Origin of the sequence: Actinoplanes sp. NPDC051346 (assembly GCF_040682215.1) — a bacterium.
GTDB lineage: Bacteria > Actinomycetota > Actinomycetes > Mycobacteriales > Micromonosporaceae > Actinoplanes.
In genome coordinates, this window is the sequence record NZ_JBFBAJ010000001.1 from 146,412 (window position 1) to 166,149 (window position 19,738).

Annotated in this window: 17 protein-coding genes; 11 read left to right on the top strand and 6 right to left on the bottom strand. The window is 70.6% G+C overall.

What is annotated here, in order from left to right; genetic code table 11:
- Positions 1-132: 132 nt before the first annotated feature.
- On the top strand, positions 133-864 hold the full coding sequence (locus AB0M36_RS00645) for a regulatory protein RecX (RefSeq protein WP_364150278.1): 732 nt from the start codon (positions 133-135) through the stop codon (positions 862-864).
- A 175-nt stretch (positions 865-1,039) separates the two neighbouring features.
- Here the strand turns inward: AB0M36_RS00645 and AB0M36_RS00650 are convergent, their stop codons facing one another.
- Complete coding sequence (locus tag AB0M36_RS00650) at positions 1,040-1,621, bottom strand: dihydrofolate reductase family protein (protein ID WP_364150281.1); 582 nt, start codon at positions 1,619-1,621, stop codon at positions 1,040-1,042.
- An 840-nt stretch (positions 1,622-2,461) separates the two neighbouring features.
- On the opposite strand from AB0M36_RS00650, the gene AB0M36_RS00655 reads away from it, so the two are divergent.
- The 3 genes from AB0M36_RS00655 to rny all read left to right on the top strand — a co-directional run bounded on the left by AB0M36_RS00655 (position 2,462) and on the right by rny (position 7,327).
- Positions 2,462-3,250, top strand: a complete 789-nt coding sequence (locus AB0M36_RS00655) for a hypothetical protein (protein WP_364150284.1) — start codon at positions 2,462-2,464, stop codon at positions 3,248-3,250.
- A gap of 574 nt (positions 3,251-3,824) precedes the next feature.
- The gene (locus tag AB0M36_RS00660) at positions 3,825-4,763 is read left to right on the top strand and encodes a hypothetical protein (protein WP_364150287.1); all 939 of its coding nucleotides are present in this window, start codon (positions 3,825-3,827) and stop codon (positions 4,761-4,763) included.
- An 839-nt stretch (positions 4,764-5,602) separates the two neighbouring features.
- Complete coding sequence (gene rny / locus AB0M36_RS00665) at positions 5,603-7,327, top strand: ribonuclease Y (protein WP_364150290.1); 1,725 nt, start codon at positions 5,603-5,605, stop codon at positions 7,325-7,327.
- A 216-nt stretch (positions 7,328-7,543) separates the two neighbouring features.
- Here the strand turns inward: rny and AB0M36_RS00670 are convergent, their stop codons facing one another.
- The 4 genes from AB0M36_RS00670 to AB0M36_RS00685 form a co-directional block, all read right to left on the bottom strand.
- Complete coding sequence (locus tag AB0M36_RS00670; RefSeq protein WP_364150293.1) at positions 7,544-8,458, bottom strand: amino acid ABC transporter permease; 915 nt, start codon at positions 8,456-8,458, stop codon at positions 7,544-7,546.
- Positions 8,455-9,129, bottom strand: a complete 675-nt coding sequence (locus AB0M36_RS00675) for an amino acid ABC transporter permease (protein WP_364150296.1) — start codon at positions 9,127-9,129, stop codon at positions 8,455-8,457. The genes AB0M36_RS00670 and AB0M36_RS00675 overlap by 4 nt, the downstream gene beginning before the upstream one ends.
- Before the next feature lie 157 nt (positions 9,130-9,286).
- Positions 9,287-10,141 (bottom strand): glutamate ABC transporter substrate-binding protein, encoded by an 855-nt coding sequence (locus tag AB0M36_RS00680; RefSeq protein ID WP_364152151.1) that lies wholly within the window; start codon positions 10,139-10,141, stop codon positions 9,287-9,289.
- Positions 10,142-10,195: 54 nt separating this feature from the next.
- Positions 10,196-10,942 (bottom strand): amino acid ABC transporter ATP-binding protein, encoded by a 747-nt coding sequence (locus tag AB0M36_RS00685; protein ID WP_364150299.1) that lies wholly within the window; start codon positions 10,940-10,942, stop codon positions 10,196-10,198.
- 245 nt (positions 10,943-11,187) lie between these two features.
- Between AB0M36_RS00685 and AB0M36_RS00690 the strand changes: the two genes are divergently transcribed.
- From AB0M36_RS00690 to AB0M36_RS00700, 3 genes are read left to right on the top strand one after another with little or no spacing between them, the layout of a single operon-like run.
- Complete coding sequence (locus tag AB0M36_RS00690; RefSeq protein ID WP_364150302.1) at positions 11,188-11,568, top strand: hypothetical protein; 381 nt, start codon at positions 11,188-11,190, stop codon at positions 11,566-11,568.
- A gap of 37 nt (positions 11,569-11,605) precedes the next feature.
- On the top strand, positions 11,606-13,096 hold the full coding sequence (gene miaB / locus AB0M36_RS00695; protein ID WP_364150305.1) for a tRNA (N6-isopentenyl adenosine(37)-C2)-methylthiotransferase MiaB: 1,491 nt from the start codon (positions 11,606-11,608) through the stop codon (positions 13,094-13,096).
- 41 nt (positions 13,097-13,137) lie between these two features.
- Positions 13,138-14,565, top strand: a complete 1,428-nt coding sequence (locus tag AB0M36_RS00700) for a GGDEF domain-containing protein (RefSeq protein ID WP_364150308.1) — start codon at positions 13,138-13,140, stop codon at positions 14,563-14,565.
- A gap of 114 nt (positions 14,566-14,679) precedes the next feature.
- Here the strand turns inward: AB0M36_RS00700 and AB0M36_RS00705 are convergent, their stop codons facing one another.
- Entirely contained in the window at positions 14,680-15,888 is a 1,209-nt protein-coding gene (locus tag AB0M36_RS00705) for a DUF349 domain-containing protein (RefSeq protein ID WP_364150311.1), read from the bottom strand.
- Between the two features lie 172 nt (positions 15,889-16,060).
- Between AB0M36_RS00705 and miaA the strand changes: the two genes are divergently transcribed.
- From miaA to AB0M36_RS00725, 4 genes are all read left to right on the top strand, one after another.
- On the top strand, positions 16,061-16,984 hold the full coding sequence (miaA, locus tag AB0M36_RS00710; RefSeq protein WP_364150313.1) for a tRNA (adenosine(37)-N6)-dimethylallyltransferase MiaA: 924 nt from the start codon (positions 16,061-16,063) through the stop codon (positions 16,982-16,984).
- Between the two features lie 8 nt (positions 16,985-16,992).
- Complete coding sequence (gene dapF / locus AB0M36_RS00715; RefSeq protein ID WP_364150316.1) at positions 16,993-17,835, top strand: diaminopimelate epimerase; 843 nt, start codon at positions 16,993-16,995, stop codon at positions 17,833-17,835.
- The gene (locus tag AB0M36_RS00720; RefSeq protein WP_364150319.1) at positions 17,835-18,638 is read left to right on the top strand and encodes a glycerophosphodiester phosphodiesterase family protein; all 804 of its coding nucleotides are present in this window, start codon (positions 17,835-17,837) and stop codon (positions 18,636-18,638) included. The genes dapF and AB0M36_RS00720 overlap by 1 nt, the downstream gene beginning before the upstream one ends.
- Positions 18,639-18,750: 112 nt before the next feature.
- Positions 18,751-19,530, top strand: a complete 780-nt coding sequence (locus AB0M36_RS00725; protein WP_364150322.1) for a hypothetical protein — start codon at positions 18,751-18,753, stop codon at positions 19,528-19,530.
- Positions 19,531-19,738: the final 208 nt, after the last annotated feature.

Below are 19,738 nucleotides of genomic sequence, written 5' to 3' on the forward strand. Positions count from 1 at the left end.
GCTGGGCGACTGGGCTAGCTCGGCGTGGCTGGCTGCTGATTGGGCGCTGGCCGCATGCCTCGTCGGCGGTGTTGTCACACCGGGCTGAGACGATGACCGTGAGCGAGCGTAGGAGTGAGGAGGCGCCGACCGATGGTGGGACGACGTGGGGCGCGGTCCGGGCGAGGCTGGGATGCGATCCCTCCCCGCTCTGCCGATGAGGAGTCCTCTGATCGCGGGAGCTCAGCCGGGGGGCGCGCGGCTGCGGCGCGTGCGTCCGGGGGGACAGCTTGGGGCGGCGGCCGTGGGTCTCGAGGCGAGGGTGTGGATCAACCGCCCACGCCGCCGAAGTCGGAGTCCGAGGTGGCTCGCGAGATCTGTCTTCGGCAGCTTTCTGTACGTCCGCGTACCCGTGCCGAACTAGCCAAGGTGCTGGTTCGGAAGGAGATCTCCGAAGAGGTCATCGCCGAGGTTCTCGACCGTTACGACGAGGTCGGCATCATCGACGACGCCGCATTCGCCCGGGCCTGGGTTTCCAGCCGCCACCACGGGCGTGGCCTTGCCCGGCGGGCGTTGGCCAACGAGCTCCGGCGGCGTGGTGTTGACGCCGACGTGGCGACCGAGGCGCTGGAGGTCCTCGATGAGGATGAGGAAGCAGCGACCGCTCGCGTGCTGGTCGACCGCAAGCTTCGCACCGCGACGGGAACACCGGACCAAATCTTTCGTCGCCTGGTCGGAATGCTGGCCCGCAAGGGTTACCCCGCCGGCGTGGCCATCCGTGCCGTCAAGGACGCGCTTGCGGCCAGGGACGCCGAGGCCGCGGAATTCGCCGATCAGATCGACGCGGACGCGTTGGCTGAGCAGGAGGGCGACACCCTTAATTAGTGGCTCTTCACAGTTGAGGGTGTAGTCGCTGGTCCCCGGGTCGGTGCCGAGGTCTTCCTGCGCCGCTCCGCCTTCGGCTGCCGGACGAGGGACAGCGATGCGCAAACGCAGCCGGAGGCCCGATCTTTGTGTCACCGTTCGCCGGGGGACTTCTTCGCGTACCCGCTCAGATCGGTCAACGGCGCACCCGGTAGCGCAGGTGAAGCACCCGGTTGCCCTGAATCACCACGTCAGGATCCTCCAACATGTGCTGCGCGTCGACCGACCCGAAGTAGCGCTTGCCGGACCCGAACACGACGGGTACGACGTCCATGCGCACCTCGTCGACCAGGCCCGCGGCGAGCACCTGGCCCCCGACGTCGCCAGCGGCAACCTCGACTATGCGGTCACCCGCGAGCTCCTGCGCCTTGGCCACGGCTGCCTCGACGCCGTCGACGAAGTGAAACGGCGCCTCGGGGTCCCAGCCCTCGGGTTCCGGCCGGTGCGTCACGACGACCACGTGGTCGATCCCGCTCGGCGGCTTCCCGTCCCAGCCGTCCGTCATGTCGAAGACGTGGCGGCCGGCGATTGTCACCCCGATCTGGTCCCAGTACGGCCGGGTGTAGTCGTAGGACGTCTGCGACACCTTCACGTAGCCGCTCTCGTCCAACGGGACGTCACCGCTGGTCAACCAGTCGAACAGCGGCCCGGGCTGGTCATTCTCGTCCGCGATGAAGCCGTCCACCGACACCGAGCTGTACATGACCACCTTGCCCACAGGGCTCTCCTCTGCTTCGGGGGTGCCTCCAAATTAGCGTGTCGTGAGCTGTCGCTCTTGTAAGACGACGATCGGCGCATCAGCGTCACCGAAGACACTTTGCATTGTGAAGAGCCCAATTGGTCCGCTGGCACTGACGTCAAGCCCATTCGGCGACGTGGGGTCCGCAAGTTGGAGGCATGGTGGTCTCGCGAATGTGAGCGTCGATAAGGGCCGAGTCTTCCGCTTTCCGCTCTGGCCGCCTTTTGCTCCGGTCTCGCGCGGCCTGGCCCCATGGTGCCGGCGCCCTTTCGGCTATGCGGGGGCTGGTCCCAGTCCCTGGACGGCCCGCCATTCCGGACCGGATTGGGCATCCCGGCCGATGAGTCGAAGGGGGGGCCAGACTCGCTGAGGTGCCCGGCTTCCGCTGTAACTGCCGGCTTCGCTGACGGTGTGCCCGACTTCTCGCTGCGGCCGTCTCCCGCTGACGGTCGCCTGGCTCCCGCTGCCGGTCGTCCACCTCCCGCTGCCGGTCGTCCACCTCCCGCTGCCGGTCGCCCAACTCCCGCTGTAGCTGCCAGCTCTCGCTGATCGCGCCCGACGTTCGCTGGCGGTTCTCGCTTCCGTTGTGACTTGCGCCTCCGCTGCGGCGCTGACTTCCGCTTCAGCACCGTGGTTTCCGCGGCCAAGGGCGCTAATTCTGCACGGAGCGTCAACAAGCGATTCAATTCCGTATTCGGCTCGACCCTATTATCGGCCGTGCATAGAGGTGAACCGACCGCTGCCGGTAACCTACCCCTCCGGACTTTGCGCACTTCATTGTCCACTGAAGACTAACCGGTCTGAAGTACGGGGAGGAACATGCGAACCAATCAGCTCGCACGCCACCGTGGCGTGCGTTCGGCGGTACGGCTCGGCGTCATCGTCGGGGCCATCGGCGTAGCCGGTGTTTCGGGCGCCGCCTCTGCTGCCGCCGCCACCACCGAGCTCAATGCTCGTGGCGTGGTGATGCTCACCGATCCCGCCCCCAAGGTGGCCGACGACTCGGTTACCTCCAAGGCCGTCGGGGACGCCGAAGAACCCGGTGACGACACCCCGGGCGGGGGAGGGGGCGGCACCGAACCGGACAATCCCGGTGACGGTGACTCGGGCACGCCCGGTGGCGGCGACTCCGGGACCCCCGGTGGCGGCGACTCGGGCACGCCCGGTGGCGGCGACTCCGGCACCCCTGGTGGCGGCGACTCCGGCACCCCTGGTGGCGGTGGCGGTGACTCGGGTACTCCCGATGGGGAAAACCCGGGCGGCGGAACTCCTGGGGGCGAGACGCCGGGTGAGACGCCCGGTGGCGGCGGCATCCCGAATGTCCCCACCGACCCGTTCACTCCTCCCACCTTCGGTGGGGGCGCGGGGTCCAGCACCGGCAACGGCGGCGGCTCCGGCAACAACGGCGGCGGCTCCGGCAACAATGGCGGTGTCTCTGGCAATTCCGGCAGTGGCGGGGGCGGTGCCTATGCGGGCGGCGTCGGCGGTCTCCCGGTCACCGGGGTGAACGTTGTCAGCGTCGCGGGCGTTGGTGCCGCGATTGCCGCCGGTGGTGTCGGCCTCGTTTTCCTGACGCGGCGTCGCCGCTCCGGGGAAGCGGACGCCTGACCCACCTTTCCCACCTTGTGCCGGTTGGCTGTGCTTTGGCCGTACGGTGGGATGGTTGTCCGAAGATGGACCCGCGACCCTCCTGGGCTGCGGGTCCATTCTTTTCCGCGGGTCTTCGCGGACGTTTGTCGCTCCGGCTGGCCTGGTAGCCTGCCTCGTCGTGACAGACGACTCCCGCGGTGCTCGACCCGAGGCCGCCTCCCCTCGAGGGGAAGCCGGCGCGACCACGCCACCAGGAGGAGACGTCGATCATCCCGAAGTGGCCGTTCCGCGGCAGTACGGCCCGGATCAAGCGGCGGGCACCACCATGCCAGCATCAGGACCGGTAGCGGGCCCGGCGAGTGCGGGCCCCGCCAGCGTCCCTCCGGCGGACGTCCCCGGGTATCCGCAGGACGCCGGTTATGGCCCCGGCGGCGTTGCTTACGGACCGTTTCACGGCAGCCCTCAGGAGGCGTATCCCACCTCCGGCGGTGCCGCTTGGGTTCCTCCGACCTCTGACGCGGGCCCGACAGGATGGTCCGGCCCCGCGACGACTCCGACGTCGGGAGCCGGCGTCGACCAGTACGGTCTCGACGTGGGTGGGCCCGGCCATTTCGGGCCGGGCGCCGCTCAGGGCCAGTTCGGTCTCGACCCGACCCAGGGCCATGCGGCGACCTCCCCCTTCACCGGAAGCCCGACAGCGGGCATCCCCGCTGCGAGCATTCCGACCGCCGGAAGCCCGACCGCCGGAAGCCCGACCGCCGGAAGCCCGACCGCCGGAAGCCCGATCGCAGGCAACCCGATCGAGGAACGACCGGCCCCGGACCGCTTCGGTTTCGAAGCCAATCCCGGCTACGGCAGCGGCCCCCGCATCGTGCCCACCCCCAAACCGCCCCGCAGCCGCTTCGTCATCCCGGCCCTCGCCGGCCTCGTCACGGGCCTCCTGATCTTCGGCACGGGCGGCTGGTACCTCGGCCGCACCACCGCTCCCGCCGCGAAGCCCACCGCGCCCGTGACCGCCGGTCCGACCCCGTCCCCGAGCACCCAGGGGATCTACGAGCAGAACCAGGTGGCGGTCAATCAGCCGAAGTTCGCCGGTCCGCTGGGTACGGTCGCGCAGGGCTGGCTCCCGCATCTGTCCGGTTGCTCCCGCAGCGGTGAGGACAAAGGCCCCGCCCTGAACAAGGGTGAGAAGGCGCGCGTCCGGTGTGAGATGGACGCGATGAGTGTGATCTTCGTCGAGTACGCCACCACCGCCGACCGGGACAAGGCCCGCGTCGCGACCCTTGGGCAGAACGTCGACGCCCGTACGCTCACTCCCGGGGTCGGCGCGGTCGTCGAGCGGGCTACGCCGTCGGGGCGGACCAACGGCAACTACGTCGAGTACGCGTACAAGGTCTCCGGCCGTACCGTATCCGGAATTTGGTGGGACGACTCGTCCACTCCCGTGGCGGCGTACCTGCTCGCGTTCTGGAAGGATGGCGTGGGCGAGAAATGGGAGCCGATGCGCGATGTGTGGGCCCGCTACGCCTGAATCGTCCCTCGGCCCGCCGCGACCGTACGTGAGCAGGGCGGGTGTGGGTCTGTGCCGAACGTCCCATCCGTGGCCGAATCATGAGTCCTTGACCGAACCGGCTCCCGCGACCTAGCCTCGCGTTACATAAGGTTTGCACGACCATCGCAGGCTAAGCGCACAACATAGATCGCATTACTTTTCGGCATCACTTCCGGTTGGGACGGGGCGCCCGGCGACACCATCGCCGCCAGCGCACCACTGTCCCGGCGGTTGCCGTTCCCGGCGAGACCATCGTCGGGTGCGCGCCTCCGCCGGGGAGGGAACGCTCGGACCGCTCTCCGAGGACGACGCCCGGCGACGCCATCGCCGTCGCGGACCATCTCGGGGGACCGGTCGCTTGGCGGCACCGTCGCCGCAGCGGACCACACCCATCGGCGGACGGCTCGGCAGGCGGCGTCATCGTCGTCGGCGTGCCCACCCGCCGGCCGAGGTGAGCCTTACGGCCACCACCAGCTGACGGCGAACCGGCATCGCGGCGAGACCTCGCCGCAACCCGGTAAGACGGCGACGACATCGGCAACGCCGGCACGACGGTCATCGGCGAACACCGCCGGGCGCCGGGGTGCACTCCGCGCCGCGTACCCCCGGCGATCCTGGCCGCCCGGGCGACGGAGGGGCAAGCGGCGGCCGGCACCGAACGCTGCGGGCGGCACGCCGGCGATCGCACGTGCCTGTGGTCGGCATCCCTATACGCACGAAGCGCGCACGCACCCCGTGAGCGCGGGGTGCATCCTGTGGTGGCGCAGGATGGAAACCGGCCCGCAGACCCCTGCGGCGGCGAAGGGAGAAACGGCGAGATGACGGCCCTGGTATGGGTGCTCATGGTGGCGGTCATCATCCTCGCCACCGCGGTCATAGCCGGCCTGATCTTCGGCGCGCGTGCCCTGCGCCGCCTCCAGGAGGTCCGGTCCGCCGAGAGTGAGAACCGCGAGCGCACCCTGCAGCACGCCAAGGCCAAGGTCGACGACGCGAACGCGAAGGCCGCATCCGTACGCGCGGAAGTCGCCGCCGCCAAGGCCGAGGCGACCGCCGCCCGGGCCGAGGCGCGGCGGGTTCTCGAGTCCGCGCACGAGGAAGCCGACACGATTCTCGAGCACGCGCACCGCCAGGCCGAGTCCGACGCCGAGCAGGTCCGCACGGCCGCCCGCCGCAGCGGCGAGCGGGAGGTGGCGCTGCTCAACACCACGGCCAAGGAGCACGCCGCCGAGGTGGAGCGGCGGGCCGCCCGGATCGACGAGCGCGAACGCCTGCACGCCGAGGAGGTCGAGCGGCTGGTGGAGCGGGAGCGGCGACTGGCCGCCATCGACACCGACCTGTCCGGCCGGGAGGCCGCCCTCGGCGAGCGCGAGGCCGCCATCGCCGACGCCGAGGAGCAGCACCGCCAGGAGCTGGAGCGGATCGCGAGCCTGAGCGCCGAGCAGGCCCGGGCCGAACTGATCGAGAACATCGAGAGTCAGGCCAAGCGGGAGGCCGCGATCCTCGTCCGCGACATCGAGACGGACGCGAAGCGCACCGCCGACACCCGCGCCAGGCACATCGTCGTGGACGCGATCCAGCGCATCGCCAGCGAGCAGACCGCGGAGAGCGTCGTCAGCGTGCTGCACCTGCCGAGCGACGAGATGAAGGGCCGCATCATCGGCCGCGAGGGCCGCAACATCCGGGCGTTCGAGTCGACCACCGGCGTCAACCTGATCATCGACGACACTCCCGAGGCGGTGCTGCTCTCCTGCTTCGACCCGGTCCGCCGCGAGGTCGGCCGCCTGACGCTGGAAAAGCTGGTGCTCGACGGCCGCATCCATCCGCACCGCATCGAGGAAGTCTTCGAAAGCGCGAAGAACGAGGTGGACCGCCTCTGCGAGCGCGCCGCCGAGGAAGCCCTGGTGGACGTCGGCATCACCGACATCCACCCCGAGTTGGCGACGCTCCTGGGCCGGCTGCGCTACCGCACCAGCTACGGGCAGAACGTGCTCAAGCACCTGGTGGAGACCGCCCACATCGCCGGCATCATGGCCGCCGAACTGGGCCTGGACGTGCCGACGATGAAACGTTCCGCGTTCCTGCACGACATCGGCAAGGCGCTCACGCACGAGGTCGAGGGCAGCCACGCGCTGATCGGCGCGGACCTGGCCCGCAAGTACGGCGAGTCCGAGGACGTCGTCCACGCGATCGAGGCCCACCACAACGAGGTGCCGCCGCAGACCGTCGAGGCCGTACTCACCCAGGCCGCGGACGCCTGTTCCGGCGGTCGCCCGGGCGCGCGTCGGGAGAGCCTGGAGGCGTACGTCAAGCGGCTGGAGCGCATCGAGGAGATCGCCGGCGGCAAGGCGGGCGTCGACAAGGTCTTCGCCATGCAGGCGGGCCGCGAGATCCGCGTCATGGTCCGCCCCGAGGACGTGGACGACATCGCCGCCGCCGTCCTGGCGCGCGACGTCGCCAAGCAGATCGAGGAGGAACTGACCTATCCCGGCCAGATCCGGGTCACGGTCGTTCGCGAGTCGCGGGTCACCGAGTTGGCCCGCTGAGGATCAAGTTCAAGATCTGGATGTCGTAGCGGGGTGGTGGGTACAGACCGCTGCTCACGCCGAGGGCCGGGGCGCTCCGAGCAGGGCGCGGGGCGCCCAGAACGCTCGGACCACCCCGGCGACGTGCGTAAGTGGCTGAGCTCAAACCCTCAAACCCCGCGACGCGCCCACGCCGCCACCGGATAACCGGCAGCGGCGTGGAGAGGCCCCGGCCACTCAGCCCTGCGGTTCGCCCATTCCGGCGCCGCCGTCGATGGTGGAGATGGCGGCGGCGTTGTCCGTGCCGTCGACGACGGCGACGATCCGCGGGGCTTTGCCGCTGCGCCGGGTCCGACGCTCCAGCACGCCCGCGAAGAACGTCAGCGACGCGTTCAGCAGGATGTAGATGATCGCCGCGACGATGGCCGCGGCCACGATGTTGCCCTTGTTGGCGCTGAGGGTGTTGACGCCGAGCTGGAGCAGTTCGGTGTAGCCGATGATGTAACCCAGCGCCGTGTCCTTCACCAGGACGACGAGCTGGCTCACGATCACCGGCAGCATCGCGCGCGCCGCCTGCGGCATGAGGATCGCGGACATCACCTGGCTCTTGCGCAGGCCGATCGCGTATCCGGCCTCGCTCTGACCGCGGGGCACCGAGTGGATGCCCGCCCGGAACGCCTCTGCCAGCACGGAGCCGTTGTAGAGGGTGAGACCCGCGACGACCGCCCAGAACGGCGGCATCGGTTCCTCGGTGATGAACGGGATGCCGTAGAAGATGAAGAAGATCATGAGCAGCAGCGGTACGGAGCGGAAGAACTCCACCACCGCGCCGGCCGGAATGCTGATCCACCAGTGGTCCGAGAGCCGCCCCACGGAGAAGATCAGGCCGAAGACCAGCGACAGCACCATGGCGACCGCGGCGGCACTGACCGTTCCCCACAGGCCCGGCAGAATGTAGTCGGTCCAGGTGGAGCTCTCGAGAAAGGGCTTCCAGAGCGGTCCGGCCCACAGGCCCTTGTCGTCGAACTTGCGGTAGATCCACCACAGCAGCCCGACGAGGGCGATGCCGAAGAGGACGGTGAGCGCCGTGTTGCGGGCTCTCGCCCGCGGGCCGGGGTGGTCGTAGAGGACAGCGTCGGTGTTGCTGCTCACCGCTTCACCGCCAGTCGGTTGGCCAGCCAGCCGAAGAGGTAGCCGGTGGGGATCAGGACGGCGGCGAAGGTGCCGGCGAACACGAGGAAGATCTGAATGACCGCACCCTCGTTTTCGTTGATCAGTTGCTTCATCGCGTTCGACGACTCCATCAGGCCGATCGTGCCGACGATCGTGGAGTTCTTCGCCAGCGCGATGAAGACGCTGCCCAGCGGGGCGATCACGGCCCGCCCGGCCTGCGGCAGGACGATCATTCGCAGGGTCTGGAAGAACGACATGCCGATGGCGCGGGCTGCCTCGGCCTGCCCGGCCGACACCGTGTTGATGCCGGAGCGGATCGCCTCGCACACGAAGGCCGCGGTGTAGACGGACAAGCCGACCACACCGAGCCAGAAGATGTTGGGGTCGATGTCGTCGGAGAATTCCAGTCCGAGCGCCGAGTGCAGGCCGAAGAAGCAGAAGAAGACGATCAGCGTCAGCGGCGTGTTCCGGAAGATGTTGACCCACGCGGTGCCGAAGCCACGCAGCACCGGGATCGGCGACACGCGCATCGCGGCCAGCACGACGCCGAGCACCACGGAGCCGACGGTGGCCGACGCGGTGAGTTTCAGGATCCAGAGGAACCCGGTGACGTACGTGTCGATGTTGGTGGGATCGGAGAAGACGTCCATCACCCTCGCTTCCTCGCGACGCCGAAGGAACAGAACCGGCACCGCGGGGGCGCGATGCCGTAGAACAGCGGGCAACGCGGGGAAGCGATGCCGAGGTACAGCGGGCAACAGCGGGCGGGGCCGGCAGTCACACCGGCCCCGCCCGCGTCGCGGTTACTCAGGCGCAGTTCGTCAGCTTGGCGACGTCCAGCGTCGGTGCGGCCTGGCCGCTCTTGCCGAGCGTCTTGTCCCAGGCGGCCTTGTACGAGCCGTCGGTCACCGAGGCCTTCAGGATCTCGTTGATCTTCTTGCAGCCCTCGGAGTCGGTCTTCTTCAGACCGATGCCGTACGGCTCCTCGCTGAACTTCTTGCCGACCACCTTGAACTTGCCGACGTACTGCTCCTGGGAGGCGTAGCCGGCCAGGATGATGTCGTCGGTGGTGACCGCGTCCACGGAGCCGTCGGAGAGCGCCTGCACGCACTTCGAGTACGAGTCGAACTGCTGGAGCTTGGCGTCCTTGTACTCGGTCTGGATCCGCTTGGCCGGCGTGGAGCCGGACACCGAGCAGACCTTCTTGCCGGCCAGCGCCTCGGGGCCGGTGATCGTCGACGCGGTGGGCACCAGCAGGTCCTGACCGGCCACGAAGTACGGACCGCCGAAGTTGACGACCTTCTTGCGGTCTTCGTTGATCGTGTACGTCGCTACGACGATGTCGACCTGACCCTGCTGGATGAACGGCTCGCGGTTGGACGACACCGTGGTCTTGAATTCGATGCCGGTCTCCGGCACGCCCAGGCCCTTGGCGATGATCTTCGCGATCTCGACGTCGAAACCGGTGTAGGCGCCACCGGTCTGCAGGCCGAGACCGGGCTGGTCCGCCTTGGTGCCGACGACGAGCTTCTTGTCGCTGCTCGCCTTACCCACGATGCCGCTGGCCTTACCCGAACCGCTGTCGTCGCCACCGCCGCACGCTGCCGCGGCCATTGCCAGGGCGAAGACCCCGGCCACGGCCGTCAATCGGGTGATGCGCATCGTCACGTTCCTCCTACTGGGAGTACCTCAGAATGGGTGTCCGTCAAGGACGTATCAGTGTGTCAGGATCTTCGAGAGGAAGTCTTTGGCGCGCTCAGTCTTCGGATTCTCGAAGAAGTCGGCCGGGGTGGACTGCTCGACGAGCTGTCCGTCGGCCATGAAGACGACCCGGTCCGCCGCGTGGCGGGCGAAGCCCATCTCGTGGGTCACCACGACCATGGTCATGCCCTCCTTGGCGAGCGACGTCATGACGTCGAGGACCTCGCCGACCATCTCGGGGTCGAGGGCGCTCGTCGGCTCGTCGAAGAGCAGGGCCTTGGGCTGCATGGCCAGGGCGCGTGCGATCGCGACCCGCTGCTGCTGGCCGCCCGACAGCTGGGCCGGAAACTTCTCCGCCTGGCTGGCGATGCCGACCCGGTCCAGCAGCTTCATCGCGCGCTCGCGGACGATCGCGCTGTTTTCGCGCCGCACCTTGATCGGGCCCAGCATGACGTTCTGCAGGATCGTCTTGTGCGCGAAGAGGTTGAAGGACTGGAAGACCATCCCCACCTCGCTGCGCAGCTTGGCGAGGGCCTTGCCCTCGGCGGGCAACTCCTGGCCGTCGAAGGTGATCGTGCCGGAGTTGATCGGCTCGAGGCGATTGATCGCACGGCACAGCGTCGACTTCCCCGATCCCGAGGGTCCGATCACGACGACGACCTCACCGCGATCCACGGAGAGGCTGACATCCTGCAGGACGTGCAACGGGCCGAAGTATTTGTTGACGTGCTCGAGGACGATGAGAGGCTCACTCGTCGTCACCGTCTGACCACCGTCCCGTCGTTGGGTTCACTCGGATGGGGCCACTCTAGGGGGGCGGGGGTATCGGATCGCGCCGAGAATGGTCACGGAGCAGTAACACCGGCGGCATATGCGTCGAAAGGGTGTCCAGGATGAAGGGTATGGCAGACGCCGATGGGACAGATGGCCTCTGGAATTGGTGCGCTCGGGCAACCCTGGAGGCCCAGCATGTCCGACATGCCATATCGGGTGCCCTCCAGCGGCCGGTGACGACCCTGGATGCCCCGGCCGAGGGTGCGGTGCTGTGTGACGTCTGGCACGTCGGCGGCGATTTCCCCACGATGATCGACTGCTACCTCGTGCCCGGCGGGCTCCCCGAGGCGACGATCGCCAGCGCCGCGGCGGTCCGGCTCGGCGCCGACCTCCTGCTGCCGGACGACACCCTCAACCCGACCAGGTACGTCCTGGCCGAGCCCGACGGGACGCTGCGGGCCGTGCACGTCGACGAGACCGAGACCGACGACGGTACGGAGCGACGCCATCTGCGCCCCTGCACCGGCGCCGACCCGGCGTGCGCGGCCGGCCCCGGCTGCTCCCGCTCGCACTGGAAGCCGCAGCCGTCACCGGGGCGACCCGCAGCCGCGTAGGCGCCGGCGCCGCGGGGGACTACCCTGGTCCATTGCCATGACTGAGACTTCGCAGAGCGCCGGGCCCCGCACCTACGACGTGCGCACGTACGGCTGCCAGATGAACGTGCACGACAGTGAGCGCATCTCCGGGCTGATGGAGGACGCGGGTTACGTCCGTGCCGCCGACGCCGACGCGGCGGACGTCGTGGTCTTCAACACCTGCGCGGTCCGCGAGAACGCCGACAACCGCCTCTACGGCAACCTCGGCCACCTGCGTCCGACGAAGCTCAAGCATCCCGGCATGCAGATCGCCGTCGGCGGCTGCCTGGCCCAGAAGGACCGCGGCGACATCGTCAAGCGCGCGCCCTGGGTCGACGTCGTCTTCGGCACGCACAACATCGGTTCCCTGCCCGCGCTGCTCGAGCGCGCCCGGCACAACCAGGAGGCCGAGGTCGAGATCCTCGAGTCGCTCGAGGTCTTCCCCTCGACCCTGCCCACCAAGCGCGAGTCGACCTACGCCGGCTGGGTCTCGATCTCGGTCGGCTGCAACAACACGTGCACCTTCTGCATCGTGCCGTCGCTGCGCGGCAAGGAGAAGGACCGCCGGCCGGGCGAGATCCTGGCCGAGGTGGAGGCGCTGGCCCGCGAGGGCGTCCTCGAGGTCACCCTGCTCGGTCAGAACGTCAACTCCTACGGCGCCGAGTTCGGCGACCGGCTCGCCTTCGGCAAGCTGCTGCGCGCCTGCGGCGAGATCGACGGCCTGGAGCGGGTCCGCTTCACCAGCCCGCACCCGAAGGACTTCACCGACGACGTGATCGCGGCGATGGCCGAGACCCCGAACGTCTGCCACTCGCTGCACATGCCCCTGCAGTCCGGCTCCGACCGGGTGCTCAAGGCGATGCGCCGCAGCTACCGCTCGGAGAAGTTCCTCGGCATCATCGACAAGGTCCGGGCCGCGATGCCGGACGCCGCGATCACGACGGACATCATCGTCGGCTTCCCGGGCGAGACCGAGGAGGACTTCGCGCAGACCCTCGAGGTGGTCCGGCGGGCCCGCTTCTCCAGCGCCTTCACCTTCCAGTACTCGAAGCGTCCGGGCACGCCCGCCGCGACGATGGACGAGCAACTGCCGAAGCAGGTCGTCCAGGAGCGCTACGAGCGGCTGATCGCGACGCTGGAGGACATCACCTGGGCCGAGAACAAGCGCCTGGTGGGGGAGAAGGTCGAGGTCCTGGTCGCGGTCGGCGAGGGCCGCAAGGACGAGCGTACGGGCCGGATGAGCGGCCGGGCCCGCGACGGCCGCCTGGTGCACTTCGCCACCGGAGGCATCACTCCGCGCCCCGGCGACGTGGTCGAGACCGTGGTCACCTACGCGGCGCCGCATCACCTCAACGCCGACGGCGACCCGCAGAGCCATCGGCGCACCCGGGCGGGCGACGCGTACGAGGCCGGCCGCACCCCGCGCCTGCCCGGCGTGGCGTTGGGCCTGCCGACCGTCGGCGTCCCGGCGCCCCTTCCCGCGGCCACCGGCGGCTGCTCGCGGTAGGAGACCCTCAACTCGGTTCCCGCGCGGCCGATGGACCCCCTGTGTCCTCTCGTGGGTATGCCGTGGCGTCCTTCGGCCTCATCGCGGCGTACTGCGCGTTCCCGGCGGATCTGCGGTGGCTGCCGTACCTGCTGGCGACCTTCGCGGCCGTCCCGGCGGTGGCGATCGGACTGCGCCGCAGCCCGGCGGGCACGCGGCTACCGTGGTGGCTGCTGCTCATCGCGGTCGGCTTCCTCAACGCGGGCAACCTGAACTGGGCCTGGTTCGTCTATGTCCCGCCGGAGCCGATCCGCGGCCACCTGGCCTCGGCGGCGCTCTACGCCCTCGGATATCTCTTCCTGCTCGGCGACGCGGTCATGATCGTGCTGCGCCGCGGCCGCCGGGACCTGGGCGGGGTCATCGACGCGGCGATCACGTCGCTCGCCCTCGGCGGCGTGCTGTGGGACGTCGTCTTCCTGCCGTTCCACCAGGCCGCGAACGTGCCGGCGGTCGAGCAGGGCTTCCTGTTCACCGACGTCTTCGTCATGATGGGCATCCTCGGCGCCCTGCTGCGGGTCGCCCTGGTCGACCGGCATCTCGTCGCCGTCTGGCTGCTCGCCGCCGGCCTCGCCACCTGCGTGCTCGCGAACGTCGTCTCGGTGGTCACGGCGGACCCGGTCACCGGCGCGCTGCCCGACTGGACGAACGTGCCCTTCCTGCTCGGGTACGTGTGCCTCGGCGCCGCCGCCCTCCACCCCTCCGCGGTGCTGATCACCGAGCCGGGTCCCGCGCCCGCGGACGACCTGACGGCGGGTCGGCTGATGTTCCTCGGCCTGATGATGGCCCTGATCCCGGTGGTCGGCGGCGGCCGGGCCATGCTGGGTCTCGCGGTCGACGGAGTCCTGATCGCCGTCGGGTCCGCGGTGCTGGTGCCCCTTGTCATGCTGCGCGTCGGACGCCTGGCGGCACAGCGCCGCCGGGCCGAGCAGGCGCTGGTGCGCCTCGCCACCGTGGACCTGCTGACCGGGCTGCCGAACCGGGCGGCCTGCCTGGAGCGGCTCGCCACCGAGCTCGCCACCGACCCCGGCCGGCAGGCGGTGCTCTTCTGCGACCTGGACGGCTTCAAGCCGGTCAACGACCGCCTGGGCCACGCCGCCGGGGACGCGTTGCTGGTCGCGGTCGGCGCACGGCTGCGGGGCGCGGTCCGCGAGACCGACCTGGTGAGCCGCTTCGGCGGCGACGAGTTCGTGGTCATCTGTCACGGCGACGACCCCCGCGCCGCCGTCGAGGCGGTCTGCGAGCGGATCCGCGCGGCGGTCCGCGAACCCATCGGGATCGCCGGCGACCAGGTGCGGGTCGGGCTCAGCGTGGGCGTCGCCTTCGCCGGCCCGGGCGCCACGACCGACGACCTGATCAACCGCGCCGACCTGGCGATGTATCAGGCCAAGCAGTCGAAGGCGCTGGGCGAGCTCAGCCTCGCCCACGCCTGAGAACCGCTGACCGCGCCCAAACGCGGCCGGCCCCGCGCCCAAACGCGGCCGGCCCCGCGCCCAAACGCGGCCGGCCCCGCGCCGAAGCGCGGGGCCGGGCCTGGGAGCGGTCGCTCAGTTGGCCTGCTCGGCCAGGGCCAGGAACTGCTTCTTCGACGCGAGGGCCTGCTCGGCCTCCTTGATGCGACGGCTGTCACCGGCCGCCTGGGCCCGGGCCAGCCGCTGCTCCGCCTCCGCCACCTGCTCACGCATCTGCCGCAGCAGCGGGTTGTCCTGCGGGGTGGTCTTGCGCCACGCCGAGTCCATCGCGACCCGGATGCGCTCCTCGGCCGCGCGCCAACGCCGGTCGAGGGAGGCGGTCGACTCGCGGGGCACGCGGCCCGCGTCGTGCCAGCCGGCCTGGGCGTCGCGCAGCTTGTTCTGCGCGGCGCGCGGGTCCGCGTCGACGTCGATCGCCTCGAGCTCGGCGAGGATGGCCTGCTTCTTCTCGAGGTTGCCCTTGTACTCCGCGTCGCGGGCCGAGAACACCTCGCTGCGGCGGCTGAAGAACGCGTCCTGAGCGGCGCGGAAGCGTTCCCAGAGGCGCTGCTCGGCCTCCTTGGCGGCGCGCGGCGCGGCCTTCCACTCGCTCATCAGCTCCTTGAGCCGGGCCGCGGTCGGGCCCCACTCGGTGGACTCGGCGAGCGTCTCCGCCTCCGTGACCAGCTCCTCCTTGGCGGTCTGCGCCTGCTTGCGCTGGCCGTCGAGGGTGGCGAAGTGCGCGCCGCGGCGGCGGGTGAAGCCGTCCCGGGCGGCGGCGAAGCGCTTCCACAGCTCGCCGTCGGTCTTCTTGTCGACGCCGCGGATCGTCTTCCACTCGTCGAGGATCTCCTTGAGCCGGTCGCCCGCGCTCTTCCAGCCGGTCGCCTCCGCGGCGATCGTCTCGGCCTCCTCGACCAGGGCGGTCTTGCGCGCGAGCGCCTCGGTCCGGGCCACCTCGCGGGCGGCCTTGGCCTCGCCGGCCTTCTCGTCGGCGATCGCGGTCAGCCGGTCCAGGCGGGCGGCCAGCCCGTCGATGTCGCCGACGACGTGTGCCTCGTCGAGGGTGGCCCGCAGGCGCTTGATGCTGGTCAGCGAGTGCGACGCGTCGGCCGCGCCGGACTTCAACCGGGCCTCCACGAGCTCGACCTCGGTGACCAGGTCCGCGAACCGGCGGGCGAAGTGGGCCAGGCCCTCCTCGGGCGTGCCCGCCTGCCATGAGCCGACCACCCGGTCGCCCTCGGCCGTCTTCACATACACGGTGCCGTCGGCATCCACGCGCCCGAAGGTCGTCCAGTCAATCATGAGCCCATCCTCGTTCTCCCGGCGTCGCGAGCCTCGCTGCCCGTGACCGCCGCCATAGCGCAGCCGAATGCCATCTTTCCATCGGCATTCTTTCTCGCGCATTGTCACAGGTCCAACCCGGTTCCGGGGAAGCGCCCACCGATGACCGTGACCAGCCCGTTACGGTGGCTCCGTGCCATTGCTCCCGCCCCCCGGAGTTGTCGCCGTCGTCGGGCCGACCGCGGCCGGTAAGACAGCCCTCAGCCTCGCCCTCGCCCACGCCCTCGGCGGCGAGGTGGTGAACGCCGATTCGATGCAGCTCTATCGCGGCATGGACGTCGGTACGGCCAAACTCCCTGCCGGGGACCGGGAAGGCGTCCCGCACCACGTCCTCGACCTCTGGGACGTCACCTTCCCGGCGAGCGTCGCGGAGTACCAGCGGGCCGCCCGGACGGCCGTCGAGGAGATCGCCGCGCGGGGCCGCGTACCCATCGTGGTGGGGGGTTCGGGGTTGTACATCCGGGCGGTGCTGGAGGACTTCGCTTTTCCCGGCACGGATCCCGATATTCGGGAACGGCTCGAGGCTGAGCTCGCGCGGGACGGCTCCGCGCGGCTGCACGAGCGGCTGCGCGCGGCCGACCCGGCCGCCGCCGCGAGGATCCTGGAGTCCAACGGGCGGCGCGTCGTGCGGGCCCTAGAGGTCATCGAGATGACGGGCGCTCCCTTCACCGCGGCCCTGCCGGAACCGACGCCCTACTACGACAGCGTGCAGATCGGCGTCGACCGCGACACCGAGGAGCTCGACCGGCGGATCGCCGAGCGGGTCGACCTCATGTGGGCCTCCGGCCTGCTGGACGAGGTACGCCGGCTGGACGGCCAAGGCCTCCGCGAGGGACGCACGGCGAGCCGCGCCCTCGGATACCAGCAGGCCCTCGCGCAGCTCGACGGCGAGCTGACCGAGGAGGAGGCCAAGGCCGACACGGTGCGGGGAACCCGCCGTTTCGTCCGCCGCCAGCGCTCCTGGTTCCGCCGGGACCCGCGGATCACCTGGTTCGACGGCGCGTCGCAGTCCCTGACGGTGGACGCGTTGGCGGCCTGCTCAGCGGCTGCGCGATGATGGACCGCGTGTTGTTCACCAAGGGCCATGGCACCGGCAACGACTTCGTCATCCTCCCCGACCCCGACGGGGGGCTCGACCTGACGGCGTCGCTCGTCGCGGCGCTCTGCGACCGCCACCGCGGCCTCGGCGCCGACGGCGTCCTGCGGGTCGTGCGCAGCGCCAAGCACCCGCACGGCGCCGCACACGCGGCCGAGGCCGAATGGTTCATGGATTACTGGAACGCCGACGGCTCGTCCGCCGAGATGTGCGGCAACGGGGTGCGGGTCTTCACCCGCTATCTGATCAGCCAGGACCTCGCGACGGCCGGCCCCGAGGGCCTGCCGGTCGCGACGCGAGCCGGCGTCGTGCACGCGGTCGTCGGCGACCCACTCATCTCCGTCCACATGGGCACCCCCCGGGTGTACGCCGCCAGCACCGCGACCGTGGGTCCGCTGACCGTGCCCGGGCTGGCCGTGGACTGCGGCAACCCGCACCTGGTCAGCGCCCTGCACGACGGCGTGGATCTCTCATCCCTGGACCTGACCAGGGCGCCGGGCCACGACACCGCCCTCTTTCCCGAGGGCGTCAACGTCGAGTTCACCACCCCCGGCGTGCCCGTCGACGGCGCCGACCTGCACGTCCACATGCGCGTCCACGAGCGGGGCTCCGGGGAGACCCACTCGTGCGGCTCGGGCGCCCTCGCGGTCGGCGCGGTGGCACTGCGCGACGCGGGCCGCGAGACCGGCGTCGTCGCGGTCGACGTCCCGGGCGGCCGGCTCCTCGTGACCGCCGACGACCGGGGACGGTGGTGGCTGGCGGGACCGGCGGTGCTGGTGGCCACCGGCGAGGTCGACGTGGCGGCCCTGTGATGGCGGCGCTGCACCGGGTCGCGCACCGCGGCTACTCCGCCGTCGCGCCCGAGAACACCCTTCCGGCCCTCGCCGCGGGAGTCCTCGCCGGGGCGACCTTCATCGAGTTCGACGTCCGCACCACCGCGGACGGCGTGCCGGTGGTCATCCACGACCGCACGGTCGACCGCACCACGGACGGCTCCGGCAAGGTCTGGGAGCTCACCCTCGACGAGATCACCCGGCTGGACGCCGGTTCCTGGTTCTCCCCGGCGTACGCGGGAACGGGCGTGCCCCGGCTGGACCAGGCGCTGGCGCTGCTGCGTCCGGACGCCGTCCTCGCGGACCCGGCGGACGACGCGGGCGTCACCCCGGCGGTCGCCCCGCGCGTCGAGCTGCTGCTGGAGATCAAGCCGCCGGCCACGCTGGAGCAGGTAAAGATCATCGTGGGGCAGGTCGCCGACGCGGGACTGCTCGGCCGTACGGTCATGCAGAGCTTCGACCCGGCCATCGTGCGCCTCATCGCCGAGGCCGCCCCCGACGTACGGCGTGGTCTGCTCCGCGACGGATTCGACACCGCGCAGCTCGAGGTCGCCGCGGAACTCGGCGTCGCCTACTGCAATCCGTCCATGAACGCCGTACTCGGCTCCCCGGAGACCGTCGCGGCCCTCGCGGAGGCCCAGGTGGCGGTCATGCCGTGGACGGCCAACGACCTGACGCTCTGGCCCGACCTGGTCCGCGCCGGAGTGGCCGGCTTGATCACCGACCACGCCGGAGAACTCACCGGCTGGGCGCATGAGCGCTCGCCCGCCGCCGTCTTGTAGGCCGTGGCGCGGCGATACGGTGGCCCGGAACGACGTTTGGGCTAGGTAAAATCTCAGGAACCGGTGGTCGCAGCCAGCCTGAGCCATCGCGGCGGACCTACGATCGTCGACCATGACGCACCCGTGGAGCCCGCCGCCGGGTGGCGGCCGTCCTGACATCCGGCCGGTTCCGGCCCCATCGGCCGGGCCGCACCAGCCGGCGCACCCGGTGGCCTCGCCCAACCCCGGCCCCAACCCCGGCCCCGGTTTCGGCCCCAACCCCGGCCCCGGTTTCGGCCCCAACCTCGGTCCCGGTTTCGGTCCCGGTCACCCGTGGCCCGGCCAGCCCGGCGGTCCGCCGCCCGGATACCTCGTGCCCGTGCCGCGCCCGCCGAAGCCGTTCAGCGTGCGCGTGGCGATGATCCTGACCTGGGTCGGGCTCGCCCTCTCGGGATTGCTGACCGTAGCCGTGATGGTCTACCTCTGGATCGTGCGGGCAGAGCTGAGCACCGGCGATGGCTGGGTCGCGTACATTCCCAGCCTGCTCACCGTGCTGCTGGTCGTCGTGCCGATCAACTGGTTGCTTCCCGCCGTCGGCATCATGATCAACGCCGTCAAAGCCGGGCGCGGCAAGAACTCCGCCCGGGTGGCGCTCGTCTGCCTGCTGGGGTACTGCGTGTTGACCCAGGGAGGCGTTTTCCTCAATGGGCTCTTCTCCGGGGCTGAGGCCCTTGCCTCCTCGGCCGGCGCTGACTACGACTGGGACCTGATGTCGGGGCTGCCGGTGGTCTTCGTCGCGGTGCAGGGGATCTGCGTCCTGCTCGCGCTCGGGATCGGGATCCTCCTGCTGGTGCCGGCCACCAACCGGTACTTCTCCCCGGGGCCCGGCAAGCGCTTCCTCCCGGAGGCCTAGTCCTGCCTCGAGGCTCCGCCGACCCGTCTTCGACCCGCGCCGCCGGCTGTCCCTGGCCCGTCTGCGGCCTGCCGGCCCGGCGTCTGCGGCCTGCCGGCCCGGCGTCTGCGGCCTGCCGGCCCGGCGTCTGCGGCCTGCCGGCTCGGTCTCTGCGGCCCGCCGGCCCGGCGCGTCTCCGGCTCGGGCGCGACCGACTTCCTCGACAGCG

Excerpts from the sequence above, each read along its gene's own strand:
- AB0M36_RS00645 (WP_364150278.1), top strand. The coding sequence starts at position 133 with ATGGTGGGACGACGTGGGGCGCGGTCCGGGCGAGGCTGGGATGCGATC.
- AB0M36_RS00675 (WP_364150296.1), bottom strand. The coding sequence starts at position 9,129 with ATGGACGTCTTCTCCGATCCCACCAACATCGACACGTACGTCACCGGG.
- AB0M36_RS00720 (WP_364150319.1), top strand. The coding sequence starts at position 17,835 with ATGGCGGCGCTGCACCGGGTCGCGCACCGCGGCTACTCCGCCGTCGCG.
- AB0M36_RS00725 (WP_364150322.1), top strand. The coding sequence starts at position 18,751 with ATGACGCACCCGTGGAGCCCGCCGCCGGGTGGCGGCCGTCCTGACATC.
- rny (WP_364150290.1), top strand. The coding sequence starts at position 5,603 with ATGACGGCCCTGGTATGGGTGCTCATGGTGGCGGTCATCATCCTCGCC.
- AB0M36_RS00705 (WP_364150311.1), bottom strand. The coding sequence starts at position 15,888 with ATGATTGACTGGACGACCTTCGGGCGCGTGGATGCCGACGGCACCGTG.
- AB0M36_RS00655 (WP_364150284.1), top strand. The coding sequence starts at position 2,462 with ATGCGAACCAATCAGCTCGCACGCCACCGTGGCGTGCGTTCGGCGGTA.
- AB0M36_RS00680 (WP_364152151.1), bottom strand. The coding sequence starts at position 10,141 with ATGCGCATCACCCGATTGACGGCCGTGGCCGGGGTCTTCGCCCTGGCA.
- miaB (WP_364150305.1), top strand. The coding sequence starts at position 11,606 with ATGACTGAGACTTCGCAGAGCGCCGGGCCCCGCACCTACGACGTGCGC.